General features: G+C 64.9%; 26 protein-coding genes and 1 riboswitch. Of the genes, 7 read left to right on the forward strand and 19 right to left on the reverse strand.

From position 1 onward, the window contains the following. Window positions 1-91: 91 nt before the first annotated feature. The 4 genes from JQ633_RS02235 to JQ633_RS02250 form a co-directional block, all read right to left on the reverse strand. Window positions 92-748, reverse strand: a complete 657-nt coding sequence (locus JQ633_RS02235) for an HAD family hydrolase (protein ID WP_211981845.1) — start codon at window positions 746-748, stop codon at window positions 92-94. Next, window positions 738-1,115 (reverse strand): TIGR02301 family protein, encoded by a 378-nt coding sequence (locus tag JQ633_RS02240; protein ID WP_211981846.1) that lies wholly within the window; start codon window positions 1,113-1,115, stop codon window positions 738-740. Before JQ633_RS02240 ends, JQ633_RS02235 begins: the two co-directional genes overlap by 11 nt. An 87-nt stretch (window positions 1,116-1,202) precedes the next feature. Beyond that, entirely contained in the window at window positions 1,203-1,628 is a 426-nt protein-coding gene (locus JQ633_RS02245) for an NUDIX hydrolase (RefSeq protein WP_211981853.1), read from the reverse strand. A 24-nt stretch (window positions 1,629-1,652) separates the two neighbouring features. Next, entirely contained in the window at window positions 1,653-2,153 is a 501-nt protein-coding gene (locus JQ633_RS02250; protein WP_211981855.1) for a hypothetical protein, read from the reverse strand. Between the two features lie 62 nt (window positions 2,154-2,215). Between JQ633_RS02250 and JQ633_RS02255 the strand changes: the two genes are divergently transcribed. The 3 genes from JQ633_RS02255 to JQ633_RS02265 all read left to right on the forward strand — a co-directional run bounded on the left by JQ633_RS02255 (window position 2,216) and on the right by JQ633_RS02265 (window position 4,465). Next, window positions 2,216-2,980 (forward strand): SOS response-associated peptidase, encoded by a 765-nt coding sequence (locus JQ633_RS02255; RefSeq protein WP_211981857.1) that lies wholly within the window; start codon window positions 2,216-2,218, stop codon window positions 2,978-2,980. Between the two features lie 397 nt (window positions 2,981-3,377). Continuing rightward, the gene (locus tag JQ633_RS02260) at window positions 3,378-3,722 is read left to right on the forward strand and encodes a hypothetical protein (protein ID WP_211981859.1); all 345 of its coding nucleotides are present in this window, start codon (window positions 3,378-3,380) and stop codon (window positions 3,720-3,722) included. 254 nt (window positions 3,723-3,976) lie between these two features. Then, window positions 3,977-4,465, forward strand: coding sequence for a DUF2380 domain-containing protein (locus JQ633_RS02265; RefSeq protein WP_211981860.1), 489 nt, complete (start codon window positions 3,977-3,979; stop codon window positions 4,463-4,465). Between the two features lie 83 nt (window positions 4,466-4,548). On the opposite strand, the gene JQ633_RS02270 is transcribed toward JQ633_RS02265, so the two are convergent. From JQ633_RS02270 to JQ633_RS02280, 3 genes are read right to left on the reverse strand one after another with little or no spacing between them, the layout of a single operon-like run. Then, window positions 4,549-4,941 carry a RidA family protein gene (locus JQ633_RS02270; protein WP_211981862.1) on the reverse strand — a complete coding sequence of 131 codons (393 nt, stop codon included), beginning with the start codon at window positions 4,939-4,941 and terminating at the stop codon, window positions 4,549-4,551. A 4-nt stretch (window positions 4,942-4,945) separates the two neighbouring features. After that, on the reverse strand, window positions 4,946-5,413 hold the full coding sequence (locus tag JQ633_RS02275) for a DUF6691 family protein (RefSeq protein ID WP_211981864.1): 468 nt from the start codon (window positions 5,411-5,413) through the stop codon (window positions 4,946-4,948). 2 nt (window positions 5,414-5,415) lie between these two features. Then, window positions 5,416-5,841: a YeeE/YedE family protein gene (locus JQ633_RS02280; RefSeq protein WP_211981871.1), complete on the reverse strand. Its 426-nt coding sequence runs from the start codon at window positions 5,839-5,841 to the stop codon at window positions 5,416-5,418. Between the two features lie 208 nt (window positions 5,842-6,049). Here JQ633_RS02280 and JQ633_RS02285 point away from each other — a divergent pair, with 208 nt between their 5' ends. Then, the gene (locus tag JQ633_RS02285; RefSeq protein WP_211981872.1) at window positions 6,050-6,484 is read left to right on the forward strand and encodes a hypothetical protein; all 435 of its coding nucleotides are present in this window, start codon (window positions 6,050-6,052) and stop codon (window positions 6,482-6,484) included. A gap of 88 nt (window positions 6,485-6,572) precedes the next feature. Here the strand turns inward: JQ633_RS02285 and JQ633_RS02290 are convergent, their stop codons facing one another. Both JQ633_RS02290 and JQ633_RS02295 read right to left on the reverse strand, forming a co-directional pair. Continuing rightward, window positions 6,573-7,088, reverse strand: coding sequence for a mismatch-specific DNA-glycosylase (locus JQ633_RS02290; protein ID WP_211981880.1), 516 nt, complete (start codon window positions 7,086-7,088; stop codon window positions 6,573-6,575). Between the two features lie 8 nt (window positions 7,089-7,096). Further along, complete coding sequence (locus JQ633_RS02295) at window positions 7,097-7,495, reverse strand: hypothetical protein (protein WP_211981882.1); 399 nt, start codon at window positions 7,493-7,495, stop codon at window positions 7,097-7,099. Window positions 7,496-7,732: 237 nt separating this feature from the next. Between JQ633_RS02295 and JQ633_RS02300 the strand changes: the two genes are divergently transcribed. Next, window positions 7,733-9,391: a flavin-containing monooxygenase gene (locus JQ633_RS02300; RefSeq protein ID WP_211981884.1), complete on the forward strand. Its 1,659-nt coding sequence runs from the start codon at window positions 7,733-7,735 to the stop codon at window positions 9,389-9,391. Window positions 9,392-9,509: 118 nt separating this feature from the next. Here JQ633_RS02300 and JQ633_RS02305 read toward each other — a convergent pair whose 3' ends face one another. The 7 genes from JQ633_RS02305 to JQ633_RS02335 all read right to left on the reverse strand — a co-directional run bounded on the left by JQ633_RS02305 (window position 9,510) and on the right by JQ633_RS02335 (window position 15,846). Beyond that, on the reverse strand, window positions 9,510-9,905 hold the full coding sequence (locus JQ633_RS02305; RefSeq protein ID WP_211981886.1) for a hypothetical protein: 396 nt from the start codon (window positions 9,903-9,905) through the stop codon (window positions 9,510-9,512). 317 nt (window positions 9,906-10,222) lie between these two features. Continuing rightward, entirely contained in the window at window positions 10,223-12,088 is a 1,866-nt protein-coding gene (gene thiC / locus JQ633_RS02310; RefSeq protein WP_211981888.1) for a phosphomethylpyrimidine synthase ThiC, read from the reverse strand. A 164-nt stretch (window positions 12,089-12,252) separates the two neighbouring features. Further along, the gene (gene thiE, locus JQ633_RS02315) at window positions 12,253-12,879 is read right to left on the reverse strand and encodes a thiamine phosphate synthase (protein ID WP_211981891.1); all 627 of its coding nucleotides are present in this window, start codon (window positions 12,877-12,879) and stop codon (window positions 12,253-12,255) included. Continuing rightward, complete coding sequence (locus tag JQ633_RS02320) at window positions 12,866-13,648, reverse strand: thiazole synthase (protein ID WP_211981893.1); 783 nt, start codon at window positions 13,646-13,648, stop codon at window positions 12,866-12,868. The genes thiE and JQ633_RS02320 overlap by 14 nt, the downstream gene beginning before the upstream one ends. 173 nt (window positions 13,649-13,821) lie before the next feature. Next, a complete protein-coding gene (thiS, locus tag JQ633_RS02325; protein WP_211981895.1) occupies window positions 13,822-14,019 on the reverse strand; it encodes a sulfur carrier protein ThiS in 198 nt (65 codons plus the stop codon). Next, on the reverse strand, window positions 14,010-15,023 hold the full coding sequence (locus tag JQ633_RS02330; protein WP_211981903.1) for an FAD-dependent oxidoreductase: 1,014 nt from the start codon (window positions 15,021-15,023) through the stop codon (window positions 14,010-14,012). Before JQ633_RS02330 ends, thiS begins: the two co-directional genes overlap by 10 nt. Further along, window positions 15,011-15,152: riboswitch (TPP riboswitch) on the reverse strand. It overlaps the preceding gene by 13 nt. Window positions 15,153-15,321: 169 nt before the next feature. Beyond that, window positions 15,322-15,846, reverse strand: coding sequence for a lytic transglycosylase domain-containing protein (locus tag JQ633_RS02335; protein ID WP_211981905.1), 525 nt, complete (start codon window positions 15,844-15,846; stop codon window positions 15,322-15,324). Between the two features lie 304 nt (window positions 15,847-16,150). On the opposite strand from JQ633_RS02335, the gene JQ633_RS02340 reads away from it, so the two are divergent. Continuing rightward, on the forward strand, window positions 16,151-16,345 hold the full coding sequence (locus JQ633_RS02340; RefSeq protein WP_211981907.1) for a hypothetical protein: 195 nt from the start codon (window positions 16,151-16,153) through the stop codon (window positions 16,343-16,345). A gap of 73 nt (window positions 16,346-16,418) precedes the next feature. On the opposite strand, the gene JQ633_RS02345 is transcribed toward JQ633_RS02340, so the two are convergent. The 3 genes from JQ633_RS02345 to JQ633_RS02355 all read right to left on the reverse strand — a co-directional run bounded on the left by JQ633_RS02345 (window position 16,419) and on the right by JQ633_RS02355 (window position 19,301). Next, complete coding sequence (locus tag JQ633_RS02345) at window positions 16,419-17,774, reverse strand: ATP-binding protein (RefSeq protein WP_211981908.1); 1,356 nt, start codon at window positions 17,772-17,774, stop codon at window positions 16,419-16,421. A gap of 8 nt (window positions 17,775-17,782) precedes the next feature. Next, on the reverse strand, window positions 17,783-18,520 hold the full coding sequence (locus JQ633_RS02350) for a response regulator (RefSeq protein WP_211981910.1): 738 nt from the start codon (window positions 18,518-18,520) through the stop codon (window positions 17,783-17,785). Window positions 18,521-18,683: 163 nt separating this feature from the next. Further along, window positions 18,684-19,301, reverse strand: a complete 618-nt coding sequence (locus tag JQ633_RS02355; protein ID WP_211981912.1) for a cyclic nucleotide-binding domain-containing protein — start codon at window positions 19,299-19,301, stop codon at window positions 18,684-18,686. A gap of 292 nt (window positions 19,302-19,593) precedes the next feature. On the opposite strand from JQ633_RS02355, the gene JQ633_RS02360 reads away from it, so the two are divergent. Further along, window positions 19,594-20,718, forward strand: coding sequence for a transporter substrate-binding domain-containing protein (locus JQ633_RS02360; RefSeq protein WP_211981915.1), 1,125 nt, complete (start codon window positions 19,594-19,596; stop codon window positions 20,716-20,718). The last annotated feature ends 2 nt before the right edge of the window (window positions 20,719-20,720 follow it).

A 20,720-nucleotide genomic window follows, 5' to 3' on the forward strand; every position in this document is an offset into this window, starting at 1 on the left:
AAGCGAACCGCAGCAAGGCCTCGAGGTGTAGCACGCATGCGGCTACCGCCTAGTCCATATCTTTAGGAAAGGTTAACGGCCGCCTCGGCATTTATCCGAAGGAACCGCCGATATGGTCGAGCACCGCGCGCGGTGACGCGCAAAGATGGCTGGCGCCGGCCTCGATCAGCTCCTCGGAGCTGCCATAGCCGTAGGTGACGCCGACCGCGCGGATGCCGTTCCGCTTCGCCCCGATCACGTCGTGGCTGCGATCGCCGATCATCACGGTGGCGGCCGGATCGACGCCGGTCTGCTCGAGCGCATAGGCCAGGAGCTCGACCTTGTTGACGCGGGTGCCGTCGAGCTCGGAGCCGAACACGTGGTCGAAATGATCGGACAGCCCGAAATGCGCGACGATCCGCGTCGCGAACACGTGCGGCTTCGAGGTCGCCACGAACATTCGCCGCGGCGTCTGGCGCAGCGTGGCCAGCACCTCGGCGATATCCGGATAGACCGCGTTCTCGAACAGCCCGACATCGCCGAACCGCTCGCGGTAGAACGCGACCGCCTGGTCGGCATATTCCTCGCCGCCGAGCAGCATCGCAAAGCTCGCCCGGAGCGGTGGCCCGATGCACCAGGTCAGCTCGTCCTGCGAGGGAACCGGGCGGCCGAGCTTCTGCAGCGCATACTGAATCGAGCCGGTGATGCCGGGCTTCGGATCGGTCAGCGTGCCGTCGAGGTCGAAGAAGATCGTGGTCTCAGTTGGCATAACGGGCCGTCAGGTCGCGGGAGATTTTCGAGCCCTCCTCGATGTAGCGGCGGATCGCGACTGTCGCGGCGGGGGTGCAGGTCCGGTAGGTCTGCTGAAACCCGTTATAGCCGCGGTTGAAGCCGGCGATCATGCGGGCACGGCGGTCGCCGGAGGGGGTCTCGGCGTCGATCAGCGCCTGCATCTCGTTGCGCCACTTGGTGCCCTCGTTGGCGTTGCAGATGCCGCGCAGGTAGTGCAGGGCGCCGAGGATCTCGGCCAGCCGCTGCAGGTCGCCGTCGAACGGCGCGGGTGCGTCCTGCGCGCGGGCGGGCGTCGCGAGGCATGCCGACAGGAGCAAAACAACGGCCAGAAATGCTTTGGTCATCAGGGGTTCCGGAACGGGGTGTGGTATGCCCCCGCAATGCGCCCGAGGCAAGGCAGACGACAGGGCAGGTGAAGGCCGGAACCGGCCTCAGACCAGCTTGCGGGCGGCTGCAACCACCTCCTGGAGCCCGCCGGTGACCTTGAGGTCGCCGATCTCCTCCGGCGCCAACCATTTGTAGTCGTCATGCTCGTCGTTCAGCGCCACTTCCCGGGAGGCCCAGCGTGCCGCGAACGACATGATCATGTAGTGCCCGGTGCCGGGGCCGGCCGGCAGCACCTCGCGCCAGCCGGCGAGGCCCAGGATATCGATCCGCAACGCGGTCTCCTCGTCGACCTCGCGGTGCAGGGCAGTGTGCAGGGACTCGCCGAATTCGACCCGGCCGCCTGGCAGCGAGTAGAAGCCCTTGCCCGGCGAGCGGGCGCGGCGCACCAGCAGCACCTTTCCGGCGCGAAAGATCACGCCTGACACGGCGAGTTGCGGGCGGGATGGAGGTTCGGGAGAGATCACGGTCATCAGGAAAGCAGCATGCCTGATAAATCAGGCGCCTGCCATGATGCTGTCGACGTCGGCCTCCGCGGCGCCGTTGATCACGCCGGCGGTCAGCATCACCAGTGGCTTGACCCAGACGATGGCCTGCTCGGCGAGCGCGACCCGGCTCTTGTCCTGCTGCAACTGGCGCATCGCCGAGCCGACCTCGGCCAGGATCCGCGTCATGTTGTCGGTGAGATGGTCGAATTCGGCGCGGATGTCGGCGTTCGCGGCTTCATAGGCCTCGATCGCGAGATCGCGTGCCTTGAAATTGGAGGCGATGAAGTGCTCGGCATAGGACAGCGGCCGCCACTCCAGGAAATCGCTGGCGCATTCCGGCATATCCGGAATCATCTCCAGCAGCATGATGGCTTCGTTGAAATGATTGAGGTAGTCGGTCGCAAGCCCGGTGCGCGGATTGATGTTGCCGGCGCGCAACTGCGCAGCCCGCGCCTCGTCGGGGTACGTCGGTCGCGGGGAAGAGCCCGCTATGGCGGCCGTTGAGGTCATCGCTCGCACTCTTTAACGGTTGGGGTTAAAGCGGAATAAACGGATACCATTCTGGACGGGATATGTGCGGACGCTTTGTGATCACCTCGCCGCCGGCGGCCTTGCGGGAAATTTTCGGCTATATTGAGCAGCCGAATTTTCCGCCGCGGTATAATGTTGCGCCGACCCAGCCGATCCCCGTCGTGATCCTGCAAAATGGCGGCCGGCATTTTCAATTGATGCGCTGGGGCCTGATCCCGTCCTGGGTCAAGGATCCCAGAACCTTCTCGCTCTTGATCAACGCGCGCGCCGAGACGGTTCGCGAGAAGCCCGCCTTCAAGAACGCGATCCGGCGGCGTCGCGCGCTGATCCCGGCCGACGGCTATTACGAATGGCAGGATGCCGGTGGCCGCAAGCGCCCGTTCTTCATCCACCGCCGCGATGGCGAGCCGGTCGCCTTCGCGGCGCTCGCCGAGAGCTGGATGGGGCCGAATGGCGAGGAGCAGGACACGGTCGCAATCGTCACGGCGCCGGCGAGCCGCGACCTCGCGCAGCTGCATCATCGCGTGCCGGTCACGATCAAGCCGGAGGAATTCGCGCGCTGGCTCGATTGCGGCACGGACGATGCCGACGAGGTGATGCCGCTGCTGAAGGGGCCCGATGTCGGCGAGTTCGCCTGGCACCAGGTGACGATGCGGGTGAACAGCTTTGCCAATGACGATGCGCAACTCACGCTGCCGATGACCGCCGAACAGATCGCAGCGGAAGACGCGCCGCCGCCGAAGAAGGCCGCACCGCGCAAGGCGGCGCCGCGCGAGGAGGATGACGGGCAGGGGTCGTTGTTTTAGCCGGGAGACGCGCAGCGCGGTCCGTGGCGGCAAAAGGCATCCATATACAGTGTCGTCCCTGCTTTCGCAGGGACGACACTGAGTTTGTTGTCCGTTCGCTTGCCACACAACGCGGTGTCATCACCCGGCTTGACCGGGTGATCCAGTATTCCAGAGGCAGCAGCGCTTGAGCCGATGGGCCGCGGCGTACTGGATCGCCCGGTCAAGCTGGGTGATGACAGTTGGGATGATACCGCTCCGCGTGGCGGGCAACGCGCTTCGCAAAGACGGTGACGATGATCACGTGCCAACACACTCTTGCACATTCTGAGATAGGTGTTGCCTTGAATGCAATCGAAGATTGTATTACGCTCCGGCAGCCACTGCTTTGTGACGTGAATTTTCACCGGAGATTGTCATGCAAGAGAGCGATTTGAAGCGGTTCGAGAGCCTGCCTCACTCCACGTCGTGTCGATTGATCGATTTCGACGACGTGCGGGTCGTGCCCGGCATCGTGCCGAAATCCTTCATCCTCATCGTATCGGGCACCAAGCCCTGGGTGACGATGAAGGTCGAACTGCATCCTTTGATCTACATCAGGCAGCCGGAATATTGGGGGATCGAGGTGGTCGGATGCCAGAGCGGCATCGGCCTGCCGCAAACCGCGCCCTATCACGTCTCGCTCGACATCTCCCACCTACTCGGCACCAAGGGCGTCGAAGTGGTCGGCGCCTCGACCAGGGAGCAGATCAACATTCCCTGAGTTCATAAGGTGAGCGAAGCGCCGGCGCCACCATGAGGACATGCCGGGAAGGTGGGCACGTCGCTTAGCGACCTTGCCCACCATTCGCTTCTGCATCCAAATTCGCGTGCGCGGTGATGCCCTGCGATTTGCCCGCCGCGCCGTTCCATGATCGACTGTGCGGAGACCTGCCCCGGATCGGAGGACAGGTGTTCGGGAGGATCGTGATGCGCGGCACAAGCGGCGGGCGTGGCAGTCGGCAATGCAAAACATCTGTGGCCCTTGCGGTGGTCGCCGCAGCGGCACTGTGCTGTCACGCCGGGACGGCGCGGGCGGCTTCACCGATTTCGGTGGCGATCGCCGACTTCGACTATGTCGACACCTCGGGCGAGGCGTCGGACCAGACGGCCAAGCACACCGCGCTGGTCACCGCCTTCGGCGAAGGCCTGCGCACTGATCTCGGAGACAAGGATTATCGCGTGCTGCCGATCGACTGCGCGCAGCGGCCCTGCACCGCCGCGAGCATGCCGGCCGACGACTTCGCCGCCGCGGCGCGGCAGTCCGGCGCGCAGTACGTCGTCTATGGCGGCATCCGCAAGATGAGCACGCTGGTGCAGTGGGGCGAGGTCGAACTCGTCGACGTCAAGGATAACAAGCTGCTGCTGCGGCGGACCGTGAGCTTTCGCGGCGACAATGACGAAGCCTTCCGCCGCGCCGCCCGCTTCGTCAGCGACACGCTCCGCGACGCGCTGCCTCGGCCGTGAGTCGGTTTGCGTAATCGCGTAGCGCCGTAGGGTGGGCACGTCGCTTGCGCTCCTTTGCCCACCCTACGACGCCGGTGACGGCATTAGCCCTTCGCCGCCGCGACGCCCTCGATCTCGATCTCGATCAGCATCTGCGGGTTCGGCAGCGCCACTACCACGCAGGTGGTGCGTGCCGGGTAGGGCGGCGGCCCGAATGCGCCGGCGTAGAGTGCGTTCATCGTGGCGACGTCGGAGGCGCGGGTCAGCAGCACGTTGACCTTGACGAGATCGCGCATCGTCGCGCCGCCCTGCTCCAGCACGCGCTTGAAGTTGGTCACGACATTGGCGAACTGCGCCTCGAAACCGTCGGGCAGCCCGCCATTGGCGTCGAAGCCGGGAATGCCCGAGATGAACAGCAAGTCGCCGACGCGGGCGCCGAACGAGAGTGGCGGCGCCTTGACGCCGGGCGGGGGCGGGATGTGCTTGATCGCTGTCATGAGGTCACCCGTCTGCGCGAGATGGAAGAGGAGTATTTGCGATGCTGCGCGGCGGCGCCGTCGCGCGCCGGCGCCGGAATTCGTGGCCGAACATGCCTGCGATCATCGCGGCGACGAACACAACGATCGGCAGCGAGAGGCCGGCAAGGTTGACCAGCGCCGGCCCGGGACAGATGCCGACGAGGCCCCAGCCGATGCCGAACAGCACGGCGCCGGCAACCAGCGGTGCATCGATGTCGTGACGTTCGGGCCAGAGAAAGCGCACCGAGAAGGCCGGAGCGGCGCGTTGCCGCGCGATCGCGAAGCCGGTGGCGGCGACCGCGACCGCGCCCGCCATCACGAAAGCGAGCGTCGCGTCCCACGCGCCGAACAGGTCGAGGAAGCCGAGCACCTTCTGCGGATCGGTCATTCCCGAGATCAGAAGTCCGGCGCCGAAAACGAGCCCGCAGACAAAGCTGGCGAGAAGCTGCATCGCTAGCCTCCGAGCCCATGCCTGAGGATCGCAACAGTCACGGTCGCGGTCAGCATGAAGATGCAGGTTGCCGCGATCGAGCGGCCGGACAGCCGGGCGAAGCCGCAGACACCGTGGCCGGAGGTGCAGCCGTTGCCCATGCGGGTGCCGAACCCGACCAGGAGGCCCGCAATTGCGATCACGACGAGGGGCGCATTCATCACGGGTTGCGGAAGCGGCGCACCGCACAGCGCCGCGATCAACGGCGCTGCGATCAATCCCGCGATGAACGCGAGGCGCCAGCTGCGGTCGGTGGTGTCGGCCTGGAGCAGGCCGCCGTTGATGCCGGTGACGCCCGCGATGCGCCCAGTCAGCAGCATCAGCAGCGCCGCCGCGAGCCCGATCAACGCGCCGCCGGCAAAACCTGAGATCGGGGTGAAATTGTGCATCGATCTGGATCCTGTTGCGCAAACTCCTCAGCGATCCGGCAAAGCGGCAGGCGGATGCGCCCATGGTCGCGCGGCCGTGCGCGCGATGATAGACTTCACAAGTTCAGGAACAAGCGCAATTCAGCATGTTTGCCTGCATTTCATCGCTGCCGCCCATCGGCTAGATTGGCGCGATTTGAGCTGCTCACTTCGTCCGGAGAACTCCCCCATGAAATTGTCATCCGCCGTCCGCGCCGTGCTGTTCGCATTGGCGCTGCTCACCGGATCGTCTGCCGCGCGAGCCGACGAGGGCGCGGTGACGCTCGTCATCTTCAAGGGCGGCTGGGTGTTCGGCGGCTCCGCCGGCAAGGGCGTGCTGACGTTCCGCGGCAAGACCTACGGGCTGACCGCCGGCGGGCTGGATTACGGCCTCGTGTTCGGCGGCTCGCAGACCACGTTGCAGGGGCGGGTGCGCAACATCCGCCGGGCCCAGGACATCGCCGGCGTCTATGCCGCGGCGGGCGCCGGGGTTGCGCTCGGCGCCGGCGTGCGCGGCATCCTGTTGACCAACCCGAACGGCGCGGTGCTCGAACTGAGCGGCAAGCAGGTCGGGCTGATGGCCAATTTCGACCTCAGCGGGCTCGCGATCTCGCTGAAGGAATAACTTTGTAGCCCGGATGCAGCGAAGCGAAATCCGGGGCCGACGTCTCCACGGATGGAGCGGCCCCGGATTACGCTTCGCTCCATCTGGGCTACGTTTGCGCGATCCACTCCGCCAGCTCGCGCCACGGCTGCAGCGTCCACGTTGCGGACGCCGCGCCTGACGGCGACGGCAGCACGAACACCTCGGGAAAACCGCGCGGCGGCGCCTGCCGGCCTAGCGCGATCGCGCTGGTCGGCTTGTGATAAAACAGGCTCGCCGCTGTCTTGCTGGTGAAGGCGATCGTCTTCGGCCGATAGGTCTCGATCTTCGCCCGGAAGCCGATCACGTCGAACGACTGCCGCGCGATCTCGTGATCCATCCCGGCGCCGGTCTTGGACAGATCGGTGAAGCCGATGCCGAGCGCGAGCAGCGCCGCGAATTCGTCGGGCCGGTAGCGCCGCGGCGTGATGCCGGCCTCATGCAGCGCGCGCCAGAAGCGGTTGCCGGGATGGGCATAGTAATGTCCGACTTTAGCCGAGCGCGTGCTGGCGGCGGTGCCGACGAAGACGAGGCGCAAATTGCCGCGGAGCTGGTCGGGGAGGCGGTGGAGCGAGGCGTCGGACATCTGCAAGGTCAGCGCGCCGGCGCCTTGGTCTTCTTCTCAGCCGCGACCGCTTCCGCCGATCTGCCCGCGCGGACCATCAAGAACGCGCCCGAGAACGCCGTGCCCGTGATGCGCCAGCGGCCGTCGATCTCCGTCGCCTCGGCGTTGACCGTGCCTTCGTAATGCACCGTGTGATAGCCGTAGCCCGGCGGCTCGTAGCGCTTGACGAAGGAGACCGCGCTGCCGGAGCGATGGCCCGCAAGCGAGGCGTTGTGCGTGCTGAGCGGGCAGCCCGGCGTCATGCAGGGCTCGGTCACGCTGCCGCCGAGCGCGCCGCCGGCATCGATCAGCGTCGCCAGGAACGTGACCATGCCGGCGCCCGTCTGAACGTAGCTGCCGTCCCAGACACCGGTGAGACTGTCGGTCATGGCGATCCAAATGACGTATGGGCGATCGATAGATGCGTAGCCCGCATGAGCGTAGCGATATGCGGGACGGACGCAAACCCCGGATGTCGCTTCCTCATCCGGGCTACGCAGCGATCGATGTGGTGCAGCCAGCGTCTCAACGCAAGTCGCACGTCTGATCCGGCGTTGCCTGATCAGGCAAAACGGTTTGTAATCTGCCTCAACAGACGCAAGAACAGAATTCCGGAGCGTGAAACGATGGGCGAGGCAAAATCCCACTACGAGGTGATCGTCGTCGGCGCCGGCGTCGCGGGCATCTACCAGATCAAGCGGCTGGCCGATCTCGGCATCGACGCCACCGTGCTGGAAGCCGCGCCCGATCTCGGCGGCACCTGGTACTGGAACCGGTATCCCGGCTGCCGCTTCGATTCCGAGAGCTACACCTACGGCTTCTCGTTCTCGCGCGAGTTGCTCGACGAGTGGCACTGGAAGGAGCGCTTCTCCGGCCAGCCGGAGAATCTGCGCTACCTCAACTATGTCGCCGACAAGTTCGACCTGCGCAAGCATATGCAGTTTGGCTGCAAGGTCGAGACCATGCAGTTCGACGAGACGCGCGATCTCTGGCAGCTCGAGCTCGGCGACGGCCGCACGCTGACCTGCCGCTTCGTGGTGCTCGCGATCGGGCTGCTCTCGGCGCCGACCATGCCGCGCGTGCCCGGCATCGACGACTTCAAGGGCCGCTCGTTCCACACCTATTACTGGCCGCACGAGCCGGTCGATCTTGCGGGCAAGAAGGTCGCGGTCATAGGCACCGGCGCCACCGGGATCCAGGTGATCGGTGAGATCGCCGATAAGGTCGGTGAGCTTACCGTGTTTCAGCGCCGGCCGAACTGGAGCGCTCCGCTCAACAACAGCGCGATTTCCGAGACTGAAATGGCCGACATCCGCGCCCGCTACGACGAGATCTTCGCCGCCTGCGCGCTGACGCCGGGCAGCTTCGTTCATGGCCCGCAGAGCCGCGGCTTTTACGAGGCGAGCCGCGAGGAACGGCTGGCGCTGTGGGACAAGCTGTATGACGAGCCCGGCTTCGGCATCTGGCTCGCGAACTACCGCGAGATATTCATGGACGAAGCCGCCAATGCCGAGCTGTCCGAGTATATCGCCGGCCGCATCCGCAGCCGCGTCAACGATCCCAAGGTCGCCGAAAAGCTGATCCCGCGGGATCACGGTTTCGGCGTGCAGCGCCTGCCGCTGGAGACCAACTATTTCGAGGCTTACAACCGCGACAATGTGCATCTCGTCGACCTCAGCGAGACACCGCTGGTCCGCGTCACCGAGAAAGGCCTGCGCACGTCAGCGCGCGACTACGATTTCGACATCATCGTCTACGCCACCGGCTTCGACGCCATCACCGGCGCCTATGACCAGATCGACATCACAGGCATCGGCGGCGAGCGTCTCGCCGACAAATGGAAGCACGCGCCGTCCACCTTCCTCGGCATGCTCGTCCACGGCTTCCCGAACCTGCTGATGCCGACCGGCCCGCAAAGCGCCTCGGCCTCGACCAATTTCCCGCGCGGCATCGAGAACGGCGTCGGCTGGTGCACCAATTTGCTGAAATTCATGTGGGACCATGGCTACGTCAGAGCCGACGCCACGCTTGAGGCGCAGCAGCGCTGGACCGCGCATGTCGTCAAGATGTACGAGATCATGCTGATGCGCAAAGCCAAGTCCTGGTTCACCGGCTACAACTCGAATGTCGCGGGGCACGAGGAGGGAACGGTGCGGTACTTCGTCTACAACGGCGGCACGCCGAAGTTCTTGGGGATCATCAACGGGGTGGAGGCGCAGGAGTATCAGGAGATAGCGTTTCGGGCGAGTTCGGTCACACCTGCGTCGCATCGTAGGGTGGGTTAGCCAACGGGTCCGCGCAGAGCGCGGCCCGATGACAGGTTCCGCGTAACTCACCTTCTTCTTGATTGTTTATTAGGTGGATTACGCCTTCGGCTAACCGACCTGGTCGTCGCCGTCAACGTCACATCGAGCAGCGAACATACGGTGTCTCTACTGTCACGGGTCCGTTGGCGCTGAGCGTGATCTTGCCGTCTCCAGAGACTTTCAAGTCGAATGCGACGTCTGAAATCGCGACACCATCCGAGCACGACGCAACCATGCGTGCATTCTGCCCGTCATCGTGCAACGATTTGACGGTGCATTTTTGAAACGTGCCGGTGATTTGCTTTCCCTGCACGATGAAGCCGCCCGCGTGGAGATCGGCATCCTTCTTGAATGCGAGCTTGTTGTTCTCCTTCGTGAATATCTTATCGCAGGCCGAGGCGTCGACCGTCCAGGCTCCGTTCAAATCCGCAGCTCGTGCCGAGGCCGATTGCGCAATGAGAAATACTAAAAGCACTGCATTGAAGGTTCTCATGAAAAGTCTCCAATTACCGGGCCATTGGGCTACTGGACCCTCTGCGAGCCGGCGTGGAATTTGCGGCCTTCACTACGTTTCAGCATCATGGCATGCGATGAGATCGCGGATATTTCCTTGATCCAGGTCAATGGTTTTGGGAAGCACCTGGTGTCTGCCGTCGGCCCGTACAATCCGCATACCCAATGGATGAGTACGCTTTCCCGAAGAAAAAAGACCGGGCTTTCGCCCGGCCTTTTCGTTTTCGATGGATGCCCGGGTCATCTGGCGCGATGAGGTGCTTCGCACTGTTGCCCGGGCATGACGAGCGATGAAGGTCACAACACCCGATTGCTCTCCTTCACCTTCTCCGCATCCAGATACACGCTCTCGCCCATTTCCTTGAACTTTGCGCTCATCTGCGCCATGCCCTGTTCCTTGTCGTTGAGCGACGCGGCGTAGTCGCGGACGTCCTGGGTGATCTTCATCGAGCAGAATTTCGGACCGCACATCGAGCAGAAATGCGCGACCTTGTGGGCTTCCTTCGGCAGGGTCTCGTCGTGGAAGTTCTTTGCGGTGTCCGGATCGAGGCCGAGGTTGAACTGGTCCTCCCAGCGGAAGTCGAAACGCGCGCGCGACAGCGCGTCGTCGCGGAGCTGGGCGGCGGGGTGGCCCTTGGCGAGATCGGAGGCGTGGGCGGCGATCTTGTAGGTGATGACGCCGGTCTTGACGTCGTTGCGATCCGGAAGACCCAGATGCTCCTTCGGCGTGACGTAGCAGAGCATGGCGCAGCCGAACCAGCCGATCATCGCGGCGCCAATGCCCGAGGTGATGTGGTCGTAGCCCGGCGCGATGTCCGTCGTCAGCGGCCCGAGGGTGTAGAACGGCGCCTCGCCGCACTCCTTGAGCTGCTTGTCCATGTTGATCTTGATCTTGTGCATCGGCACGTGGCCGGGGCCCTCGATCATCACCTGGCAGCCCTTGTCCCACGCGATCTTGGTGAGTTCGCCGAGCGTCTCGAGCTCAGCGAACTGCGCGCGGTCGTTGGCGTCCGCGATCGAGCCGGGACGCAGGCCGTCGCCGAGCGAGAACGAGACGTCATACTTGCGCATGATGTCGCAGATCTCCTCGAAATGGGTGTAGAGGAAGCTCTCCTTGTGATGCGCCAGGCACCACTTCGCCATGATCGAGCCGCCGCGCGACACGATGCCGGTGACGCGGTTGGCGGTGAGGTGGATGTAGGACAGCCGTACGCCGGCGTGGATCGTGAAGTAGTCGACGCCCTGCTCGCACTGCTCGATCAGCGTGTCCTTGTAGAGCTCCCAGGTCAGCTGGACGGGATCGCCGTTGCACTTCTCCAGCGCCTGGTAGATCGGCACGGTGCCGATCGGCACCGGTGAGTTGCGCAAAATCCATTCGCGGGTGGTGTGGATGTTGCGGCCGGTCGAAAGGTCCATCACGGTGTCGGCGCCCCAGCGGATCGCCCACACCATCTTGTCGACCTCCTCCTCGACCGACGAGGTCACCGCCGAGTTGCCGATATTGGCGTTGATCTTGGTCAGGAAGTTGCGGCCGATGATCATCGGCTCGAGCTCGGCATGATTGATGTTCGACGGAATGATGGCGCGGCCGCGCGCGATCTCGCTGCGCACGAACTCCGGCGTGATGAAGGCCGGCACCGATGCGCCGAAGCTTTCGCCGTCGGCAAGCGCGGCCTCGGCGCGCTCGAGCTGCTGCTTGCGGCCGAGATTCTCGCGCTCGGCGACGTAGATCATCTCCTTGGTGATGATGCCGGCGCGGGCAAACTCGAGCTGCGTGATCTTGTGACCGTCGAGCCCGCGCAGCGGCGCATGGTGTGCGGTGAATGCCTTGGCGGCATGCGCGGCGCCGACATTGCCGTTGTCCTCCGGCTTGATGTCGCGGCCCTGATATTCCTCGACGCCGCCGCGCTCCTTGACCCAGGCGAGGCGATTGCGGGGCAGGCCGGCGTTGACGTCGATGGTGACGGCCGGGTCGGTGTAGGGGCCCGAGGTGTCATAGACCGGCAGGTTCGGCTCGCCGGCGCCTTCGGACAGCATGATCTCGCGCAGCGGCACGCGCAGATCAGGCGCGGCCTCCGGCGTTGCGAAGATCTTTCGCGAGGCGGGCAGCGCGCCGGTGGTGACGGCGGGACGGGTGCTTTCGGGGTTGGAGCGGATGTTCATAAGGATTCCTCCGTTTTAACTCTTGTGAATGCAGTTGACCTCGTCATCCTGAGGAGCGCGAAGCGCGTCTCGAAGGATGAACGAGCCGGGCCGTCGACCCTTCGAGACGCGCGCGAGAGCGCGCTCCTCAGGGTGACGGGATGGAGAGTGTGCGAAGCCGCCCATCACACGGCCTCCGCGTTGAGGCCGAGCCACTGCCGCACGCGGGCGTCGGGGTCGGCGTGCTGGGTGACGTCGCTGACGACGGCGATCGAGTCGGTGCCGGCGGCGAAGATCTCGGCCGCGTGCTCGAACTTGATGCCGCCGATCGCGACGAGAGGGATGGAGCCGATGCGCTTCTTCCACTCGGTGATCTTCGGGATGCCCTGCGGCTCGAACCGCATCGATTTGAGCGTGGTGAAGAAGATCGGGCCGAGCGCGACATAGTCGGGTTTCGCGGCGAGCGCGGTGGCGAGCTCGGCGTCGTCGTGGGTGGAGATGCCGAGCGTCAGTTTTGCGTTGCGGATCTCGGCTAGGTCGGCATCGGCCAGGTCCTCCTGGCCGAGATGCAGATGCTCGGCGCCGGCGACGATCGCGGCGCGCCAGTAGTCGTTGACCACGAGCTTCGTCGGCGTGCCCTTGGTCACCGCCAGCGCGTCGGTGACGATCTGCAGCGCGGCGCCGTCGTCGAGCTCCTTGGCGCGGAGCTGGATGGTGCCGACGCCGAGTTTTGTCAGCCGTTCGACCCAGGCGACCGTGTCGACGACGGGATAGAAACGATCAGGATACGCGTGGCGATCAGGATACGGCATGCCAGAACGGTGTCCCAACGACAGGGGTGGAGGGGGAGGCGAAGTCGCGGGCTTCCATCAGCCCGGCTTCATGGGCGGTGCGGCCGGCCTCGACGCCGAGGCGGAAGGCGTTGGCCATCGCGACGGGATCGGCGGCCTTTGCGACGGCGGTGTTGAGCAGCACGGCGTCGTAGCCGAGCTCCAGCGCCTCGGCAGCATGCGACGGCGCACCGATGCCGGCATCGACCACCAGCGTGATGTCGGGCAGCCGGTCGCGCAGCAGCCTCAAGGCGTCGCGGTTGATGATGCCCTTGGCGCTGCCGATCGGCGCGGCCCACGGCATCACCACCTTGCAGCCGGCGTCGACCAGGCGCGAGGCCACCGAAAAGTCCTCGGTGCAATAGGGGAACACCTCGAAACCGTCCTTGATCAGGATGCCGGCGGCCTCGACCAGGCCGACCACGTCGGGCTGCAGCGTGTCGTTGTCGGCGATCACTTCCAGCTTGATCCAGGGCGTGTCGAACAGCTCGCGCGCCAGCTTGGCGGTGGTGACGGCTTCCTTCACGCTGCGGCAGCCGGCGGTGTTCGGCAGCACGGTGACGCCCAGCTCGCGGATCAGCGACCAGAACGCATCCCCGGTCTTGCCGCCCGCCGCCTCGCGCCGCAGCGACACCGTGACGATGCTCGCGCCCGATGCGCGGATCGCGTTCTGCATGATCGCGGGCGAGGGATACAGCGCCGTGCCGATCAGGAGACGGGAGGGGAAGGATTTGCCGTAGAAGGTGACCATGTGCGCGGCGTCTCCTCAAATGGTGCTGTCGTCCCGGCGAAAGCCGGGACCCATACGCCGCGGCCCTGCAATGAGGCACGCGGCGCGACGTTCTTCGTAGCAATAACCGGTCGTGGTTATGGGTCCCGGCTTTCGCCGGGACGACGAGGGGAGAGTTCGCGCGTTCATCACCATCACCCTCCCTGCCGCGGCGTGATGATCTCGATCTCGTCGCCGGCTTTCAGCGCGGTCTCGGCCCAGCGGCTTTTCGGCACCACGTCGTAGTTCAGCGCGATCGCGAAATGGGTGCCCTCGTAATCGAGCTCGCTCAGCAGCGTGGCGACGCTGGCGGCGCTGATGTCCCGCTGCTCGCCGTTAACGATCACGCGCATTGCATCACCTCATTGTCGATTTCGCCGCGCGAAAGGTAGGCGAGCGTCAGCTCGGCCAGCGCCGGCGCCAGCAGGAAGCCATGACGGTAGAGTCCGTTCACCGTGATGCGTTCCTGCTCGATCCTGATCCTGGGCAGATTGTCCGGGAACGCGGGGCGCAGCCCGGCGCCGAGTTCGACGATGCGCGCCTCGCCGAACGCCGGGTGCACCACATAGGCGGCCCCCAGCAGCTCCAGCGCCGAGCGCACGCTGACGCCCGTGTCCTCGGCCTCGATCGAGGTCGCGCCCAGCATGAAGCGGCCGTCGCCGCGCGGGATCACGTAGAGCGGCCAGCGCGGATGGATCAGCCTCACCGGGCGCGCCAGCTCGACCTCGGAGGTCTCGATGATGATCATCTCGCCCTTGACGCCTCGCAGCCCGGGGGCGCGGTCGCGTGCGGCGAGGCCGCGGCAGTCGATCACGAGCCCGTCGAGATCGGTGGCCTCGGCATCGCTGCCGAACCTGATGGCGCCGCCGGCCCTGGTGATCGCGTCATGCAGCTGCGGCAGCACCCGGCGCGGCTCGACATGGCCCTCGTCCGGATAGAACAGCCCCTCGCGGAAACGGCCCTCCAGCGAAGGCTCGAGCTCGCGCACGCCCTGAGCATCAAGCCGGCGGTGGCCGGAGGTCATGCGGGCGAAGCGCTCGAAATCGGCGCGGTCGCGCGGATGCGCCACCACCAGCGAGCCGTTGAACGGGGTTTTGGGAAAATGCTGCCGCCACAGATCGAGCGAACGGATGCCGAGGCGCGAGATCACCGGCTCGGCACCCTCGGCCTCGCACCAAGGCGCGAGCATGCCGCCGGCCCAGTGGCTTGTGGATTCCGTCATCGCGGCGTCACTGCGCTCATGCAGAGTGACGGAACGTCCTGCGTCTGCGAGCAGCAGCGCATGCCAGGCGCCGGCTATGCCTGCGCCGATGATGGAGACGGGGGAATCCCCCCGCGGTCTTGACGTCTGAAACATCCCTGTCCCTTCGCCGGCATGACCCGGATCAGGTTCAAAGGGTCACCGCGGTCCCGGACTAACCGCCACTGTGGCGGGTCCAAGCTTGCGGTATCTCAGCTCCTCCTCGGAGCACCCCTCGGAACGGCTCTAATGTAGGCGGATGGCTGGGCGTGTCAACGTGTATGCCAGGAACCGCATCGAGAACCGGGCGCCGCGGTTTCGGTGGGGCGTACGGACGCGGGTGCGCTGCCGAAGCGCGACGATCAGTGAGTGGAACACGCCGCGCATCGCGGCGTGGGCACTGGCGCCAAAGAGCTTATTTTGCAGCCTGTTCCGGCTTCGCCTCGGCGGTATCGGCGGTCACCTGATCCTGCCTGGCGAGTTCCTTCGGCGGTGCACTTACGCCGCCATGCTTCGCCTCGTTCAGGTGCGCACCGCGCTGGCGCTTTGCGACGTAGTAATACCCGCCCGCGAAATAACGCACGGCTCGGTCGTGATTGCCATTGGCGGCGCGGAAGGCGCCGGCGAGGTATTTGATGCCGTATTTGAGGTTGGTCGCGGGGTCGCGCAGGCCCTCGGCGGTGCCGGTGTAACCGAGCCCGCGCGCGGTGCCGAGCTTGATCTGCATCAGCCCGATGGTGCCGCCGCGCCCGATCAGCTGCGGGTGATACTTGCTCTCGCGCACGATGACGCGATGCACCAACTCTTCCGGCACCAGATTGGCCTGGGCCTCCGTGGCCACCATCGCCTCGTATTGCGCGCGCGATTGCGCGTTCGCAGTTGCGCAGGGCGACAGCACCGCGATTGCGGCGAGCCAACCAAGAGTTTGAAATGTCTTCATGTCACTTCGGTCAGAGAAAATTCAGTGCGTCAGGTTCTGCGGTTTCATTGGTACGCCGAGCGGGCAGCAATGTGGCAAAAGCCGCGCCGGGATGGAAGCGGATACGTCCGATGATTTCCGGGATCGGAAGAGGATGACGAACTGCCTCAAATTGTCAGGATCGATTTTGCCGCACGTCGCACACACGGATTGTCGTGCAAACGATTCAACAGAGGTCTACAATGGATGAAGATAGCGTGCACGTGTTGAGTCAGCACGACTGTCCATTCCAAAGCATATAAAAACGCTACTCGGGAGATGCGCCATGGCTCGCCAGGATTTTGGCTTCATGCCTCGTGAAAATCCCTGTGCGCAATGCGGCAAGCCGATTGCACGGCCGGACTGGGTCGAGCAAGGCGACGGACGCACGTCCTACCTGTGGAATTGCCGCGCCTGCGACTACCGTTTCGAAGCCGTCGCGATCTACGACGATGCGCAGCTCACGCCGCTGGCTGCCTGAGCGCGCCTCTTTGTTTGAGCATGATCTTTCCGGAAAACCGGCTTCCACTTTTCCGGATCATGCTCGAGCCTGATCAGGCCGCGGATTTCTGCAGCTGCTGCGGCTGGCGGTGTGCGGGCAATTCGATCCGCACGACGAGCCCATGCGGCTTGCGATCGTGCAGCGACAGTGTGCCGCCGTGCGCCAGCACGATGGCGTTGGCGATCGACAGCCCAAGGCCAAAACCCTCGGCCTCGTCCATGTTGCGCGCATTGTCGCCGCGCACGAACGGCTCCAGCACGCTCGCCTTGTGCGCATCCGAAATGCCGGGACCGTCGTCCTCGATGTCGATGGCGAGACGGTCGCCGGCGGCGTCGAGCCGGACCGCGACCTCGCCGCCGAAGCGTACCGCGTTCTCCACCAGATTGGTGATGCAGCGATGCAGGTCGGCGGGCCGCGCCGTCGCCATCGCATGCTGCGGTCCGGTGTAGCTGACCTTGTGCCCCATGTCGGCGAACTGGTCGGTGACCAGATTCAGCGTGCTCGCGATGTCGACCAGCGTCATCTCCTCGAGCTTGCGGTCGTTGCGCAGGAACGACAGCACCGATTCCAGCATCGAGCGCATCTGGTCGAGGTCGCGCAGCATGCGGTGGCGATGGGTCTCGTCCTCGATGAACTCCGCGCGCAGCCGCATCCGCGTGATCGGCGTGCGCAGATCGTGGCTGATCGCGGCCAGCGTCCTGGTGCGGTCGTCGATCAGGGCGGTGATGCGCTCGCGCATCCGGTTGAGCGCTTTCGCCAGCGAGCGGATCTCCTCCGGCCCGCGCTCGGGCAGCGGTGCTGCCGCGCCGTCGAGGCTGAAGGTCTCCGCGGCCTTGACGAAGGTCGACAGCGGCGCCGTCAGCGCCCATGCAGCCCACAGGCTGAGCAGGGTGACACTGATCACGGCGAACAGCACCGTCATCATCCACGGGCCGCCCCAGAACGGACGCATGTGCGGATCCGGCATCAGGTTGGCGGCGATCATGTCGCCGTCGGGGAGGCGGATCGCGACGCGGCGGGTCTCGCCGTCATGCGGCGTGACGCCCGGCTCGCGCGGCAGCAGGAAGACGTGATAGCCGGGGCCCAGCCGCCGCAGCGCGTGAAGGCTCTGCGCATCGGGGTCGGCCATCGGGACGGTCTCGTCCGGCAGGTCGCCGATCGCCAGCTGCGGGAAGGCGCGGGTGACGTCGGCCGCGAGCCGCGGCCGTTCCGATGCCGGAGCGCGTCCCAACAGCTGCGCGGCGGCGGCGAGCTGGGTGTGCCAGCGATCCGGCGGGTCGACCTGGTCCGGCCGATGGATCAGGAAGGTCGCGGTGATGATCAGGTGCAGTGCGACGATCGACACCACTACCAGCGCCGCCATCTGTGCGCCGATACCCCGCAGTGTCAGGACGCGCAGCAGCTTCATGGCCGGTATCAGTTGCTCGCGGCGGCAACCGCCTCCACCCGCGGGGTGAACACATAGCCGCCGGACCGCACCGTCTTGATCATGGTGGCCTCCTGCGGATCGGGCTCGATCTTGCGGCGGATGCGGCTGACCAGAACGTCGATCGAGCGCTCGAACGAGCCGGCGCTGCGGCCCTGGGTCAGGTCGAGCAGGCTATCGCGCGACAGCACGCGGCCGGGCCGCTCGCAGAACGTCCGGAGCAGGTCGAACTCGGCGCTGGTCATGGCGACGCGCGCGCCCTCGGGGTTGCGCAGCTCGCGCAGGCGGATGTCGATCTTCCAGCCGAGGAAGGTCAGCACGGTCGCGCCCTCGATCGCGCTGGCGTTGCGCGCCGCGGCCTGGCGGCGCAGCACCGCATTGATCCGCGCCAGCAGCTCGCGCGGGTTGAACGGCTTGGCCAGATAGTCGTCGGCGCCCATCTCGAGGCCGAGGATGCGGTCGACGTCCTCGCCGCGCGCCGTCAGCATGATGATCGGTGTCTGCGACTCCGCACGCACCTTGCGGCACAGGCTGAGCCCGTCCTCGCCCGGCAGCATGACGTCGAGCACCAAAAGGTCGACGCGATGATCGGTCATCGCGCGGGCCATCTCGCGTCCGTCGGACGCGGTGGTGACATGACAGGAATTGGTGCGGAGATACTTTGCGATGAGGGTCCGCGTCTCGCGGTCGTCCTCGACGACAAGGATATTGGGCGTGGCCTGGGTCATACCGATCTTTTTGTCCGTGATTCGGGGAAAGCGGCTCAGGATTTTTGTTTCAGTTTGTTTCTGAAATTCTTGCCCGGTTACTGGAGTTAACAGCTCGCACTTGCGGTGAAAAGTTATCGTTCTGTCATCAACGCAATGCTTTGAAGAAACAGCCGAATTTACCTCACGCGGGCGAGGCGGCGGCTGCGCTCGCGCGATCGGCATTCTCCGCCATTCGGCTGGCGGTCAGTCGCAGGAAATACAGCGACAGTCCCGGATTGCGTTCGCAGAGCTTCTTGAGCGCCCCGTCGCTGATCCAGAGCAAATCCAGATCGGTCGCTGCCAGCGCGGTTTGCGTGCGGCGCCGTTCGACGGAAAACAGTCCGATCTCTCCGAACAGGTCACCGGCACGCAGCCGTCGATCGATTTCCGGAAGGCTGACCTCTCCCGACACGACCATGTACAGCAGGTCGGCATGATCCCCTTTTCTGAAGATCGTCTCCCCTGCCTTGAGATGCTTGGCCCGCATGAACGGCTGCAGCCAGTTCGGAGAGAGATCGGTTGCCGCGGCCCGCTTGGCCTTGCGAAGCAGGCTCGCCATCTGGACCAGCATCACCACGTTCAACGGAAGCAGGATGATGTGGAGGAGGAGCACCGGGTAAATTCCGGCAACAAGTCCATAACTGATGAACGCCAGGTTGCTGCAGATTGCAACCGCACGCAGGCTCAACATGGTGCTCATGCAGAACGTGAGCAGGACAAGAGCCGACGCCAAGTAACCCATGCCATCGATCGAGGCCATGACGCTAGTTCCATTCCAAATGAACTGCAGAAAAACTTGATCTGAAACGACTTTCAATCCGGCTCTAGACCGCTCATTTTCTTGGGCAAAAATGAGGCCGCGTCGCCGCGCGCGGCACGGAACACGACGCGCCTCTGCAATCCATGGTTCGGCAGCCATCTCTCCTCTCCGGTCGTTTCCCGGCGAGATTGGGGACAGGCATCGGTCCCTCGCGACGAATTCGCCGAGGCATCCGCGGAATTGCCAAATAGCGCTGACCTAGTAGGACGCGAGGTGCGCACCGGGGTTTGCAATGAATTCGTCTGATCGATTTGAGCTGGTTCCGCTGGCGTCGTTTCGCGCCGTCCTGTGCTTCGTGCTGGTTCTGCTGGCGTTTGGCCCACACGTGCTGCTGGCCCAGGAGAATGCCGCCGCCGGCAAGGAATTGGTGGTGGCGACCAAGTCGGCGCCCCCATTTGCGATCAAGCAGCCGAACGGGGAGTGGAGCGGCATCAGCATCGCGCTGTGGAAGAAGATTGCCGATCGCGAGCATCTGCGGTTTCGCCTGGTCGAAGCCGATGATGTCCCCGCGCTGCTGGACGGTGTCGCCAACGGCACCTACGACGCCGGTGTCGCCGCCATCACCGTAACTGCTGAACGCGCGCGCAGCGTCGATTTTACTCAACCCTTCTACAATACGGGGATCGGGATCGCCGTTCCGATCAACGAGAATCCGTGGGTCTCGATCGGACGCGCGCTGCTGTCCTTCGGCTTTTTCCAGGCTGTCGGAATCCTGCTCTGTTTCGCAATGGCGGTCGGCTTCCTCATCTGGGTGCTGGAGCGGCGGAAGACGGAACATTTCGCGGGTGGCGCCAAGGGACTTGCCTCCAGCTTCTGGTGGTCGACGATCGCCATGACCCAGGCCGGCGCGGCCCAGAATGCACCGACGACTCTCCCGGGCCGGATCGTCGCAATGGCGTGGATGATCGCCTCCATCATCGCGATCGCCGTATTCACCGCCGGGATCACCTCGACCCTGACGCGCAGGGGACTAGAAGGCGCCGTTCACGGCTTTAACGACCTGCGCTCCGTGCGTGTCGGTGCGGTCGCGAACTCGGCGACGACAGGCTATCTGGGCCGCCAGCGGCTTTCCTTTCGCGCATTCCCGGATGTTCAAAGTGGCCTGTCCGCGGTGGGACGCAACGAGATCGATGCCTTCGTCCACGACAAGCCATTGCTGACCTGGATGGTTCGCAACGACTTTTCCGGTTCGGTCCGTGTCGTGGATACCAGCTTCAGCAGCGAGAGCTATGCGATCGTCTTGCCGAGAAACAGCGCCCTGAAGCCGAGGCTCGATCTTGCCGTGCTCGATCAGATTGAAAGCGATTGGTGGCAACAGACGTTGTTCGAAACGCTTGGGACGGCGCGGTCGCGCTGACC

The sequence above is a fragment of the Bradyrhizobium tropiciagri genome, assembly GCF_018130505.1.
In the GTDB taxonomy this organism is placed as follows: Bacteria; Pseudomonadota; Alphaproteobacteria; order Rhizobiales; family Xanthobacteraceae; genus Bradyrhizobium; species Bradyrhizobium tropiciagri_B.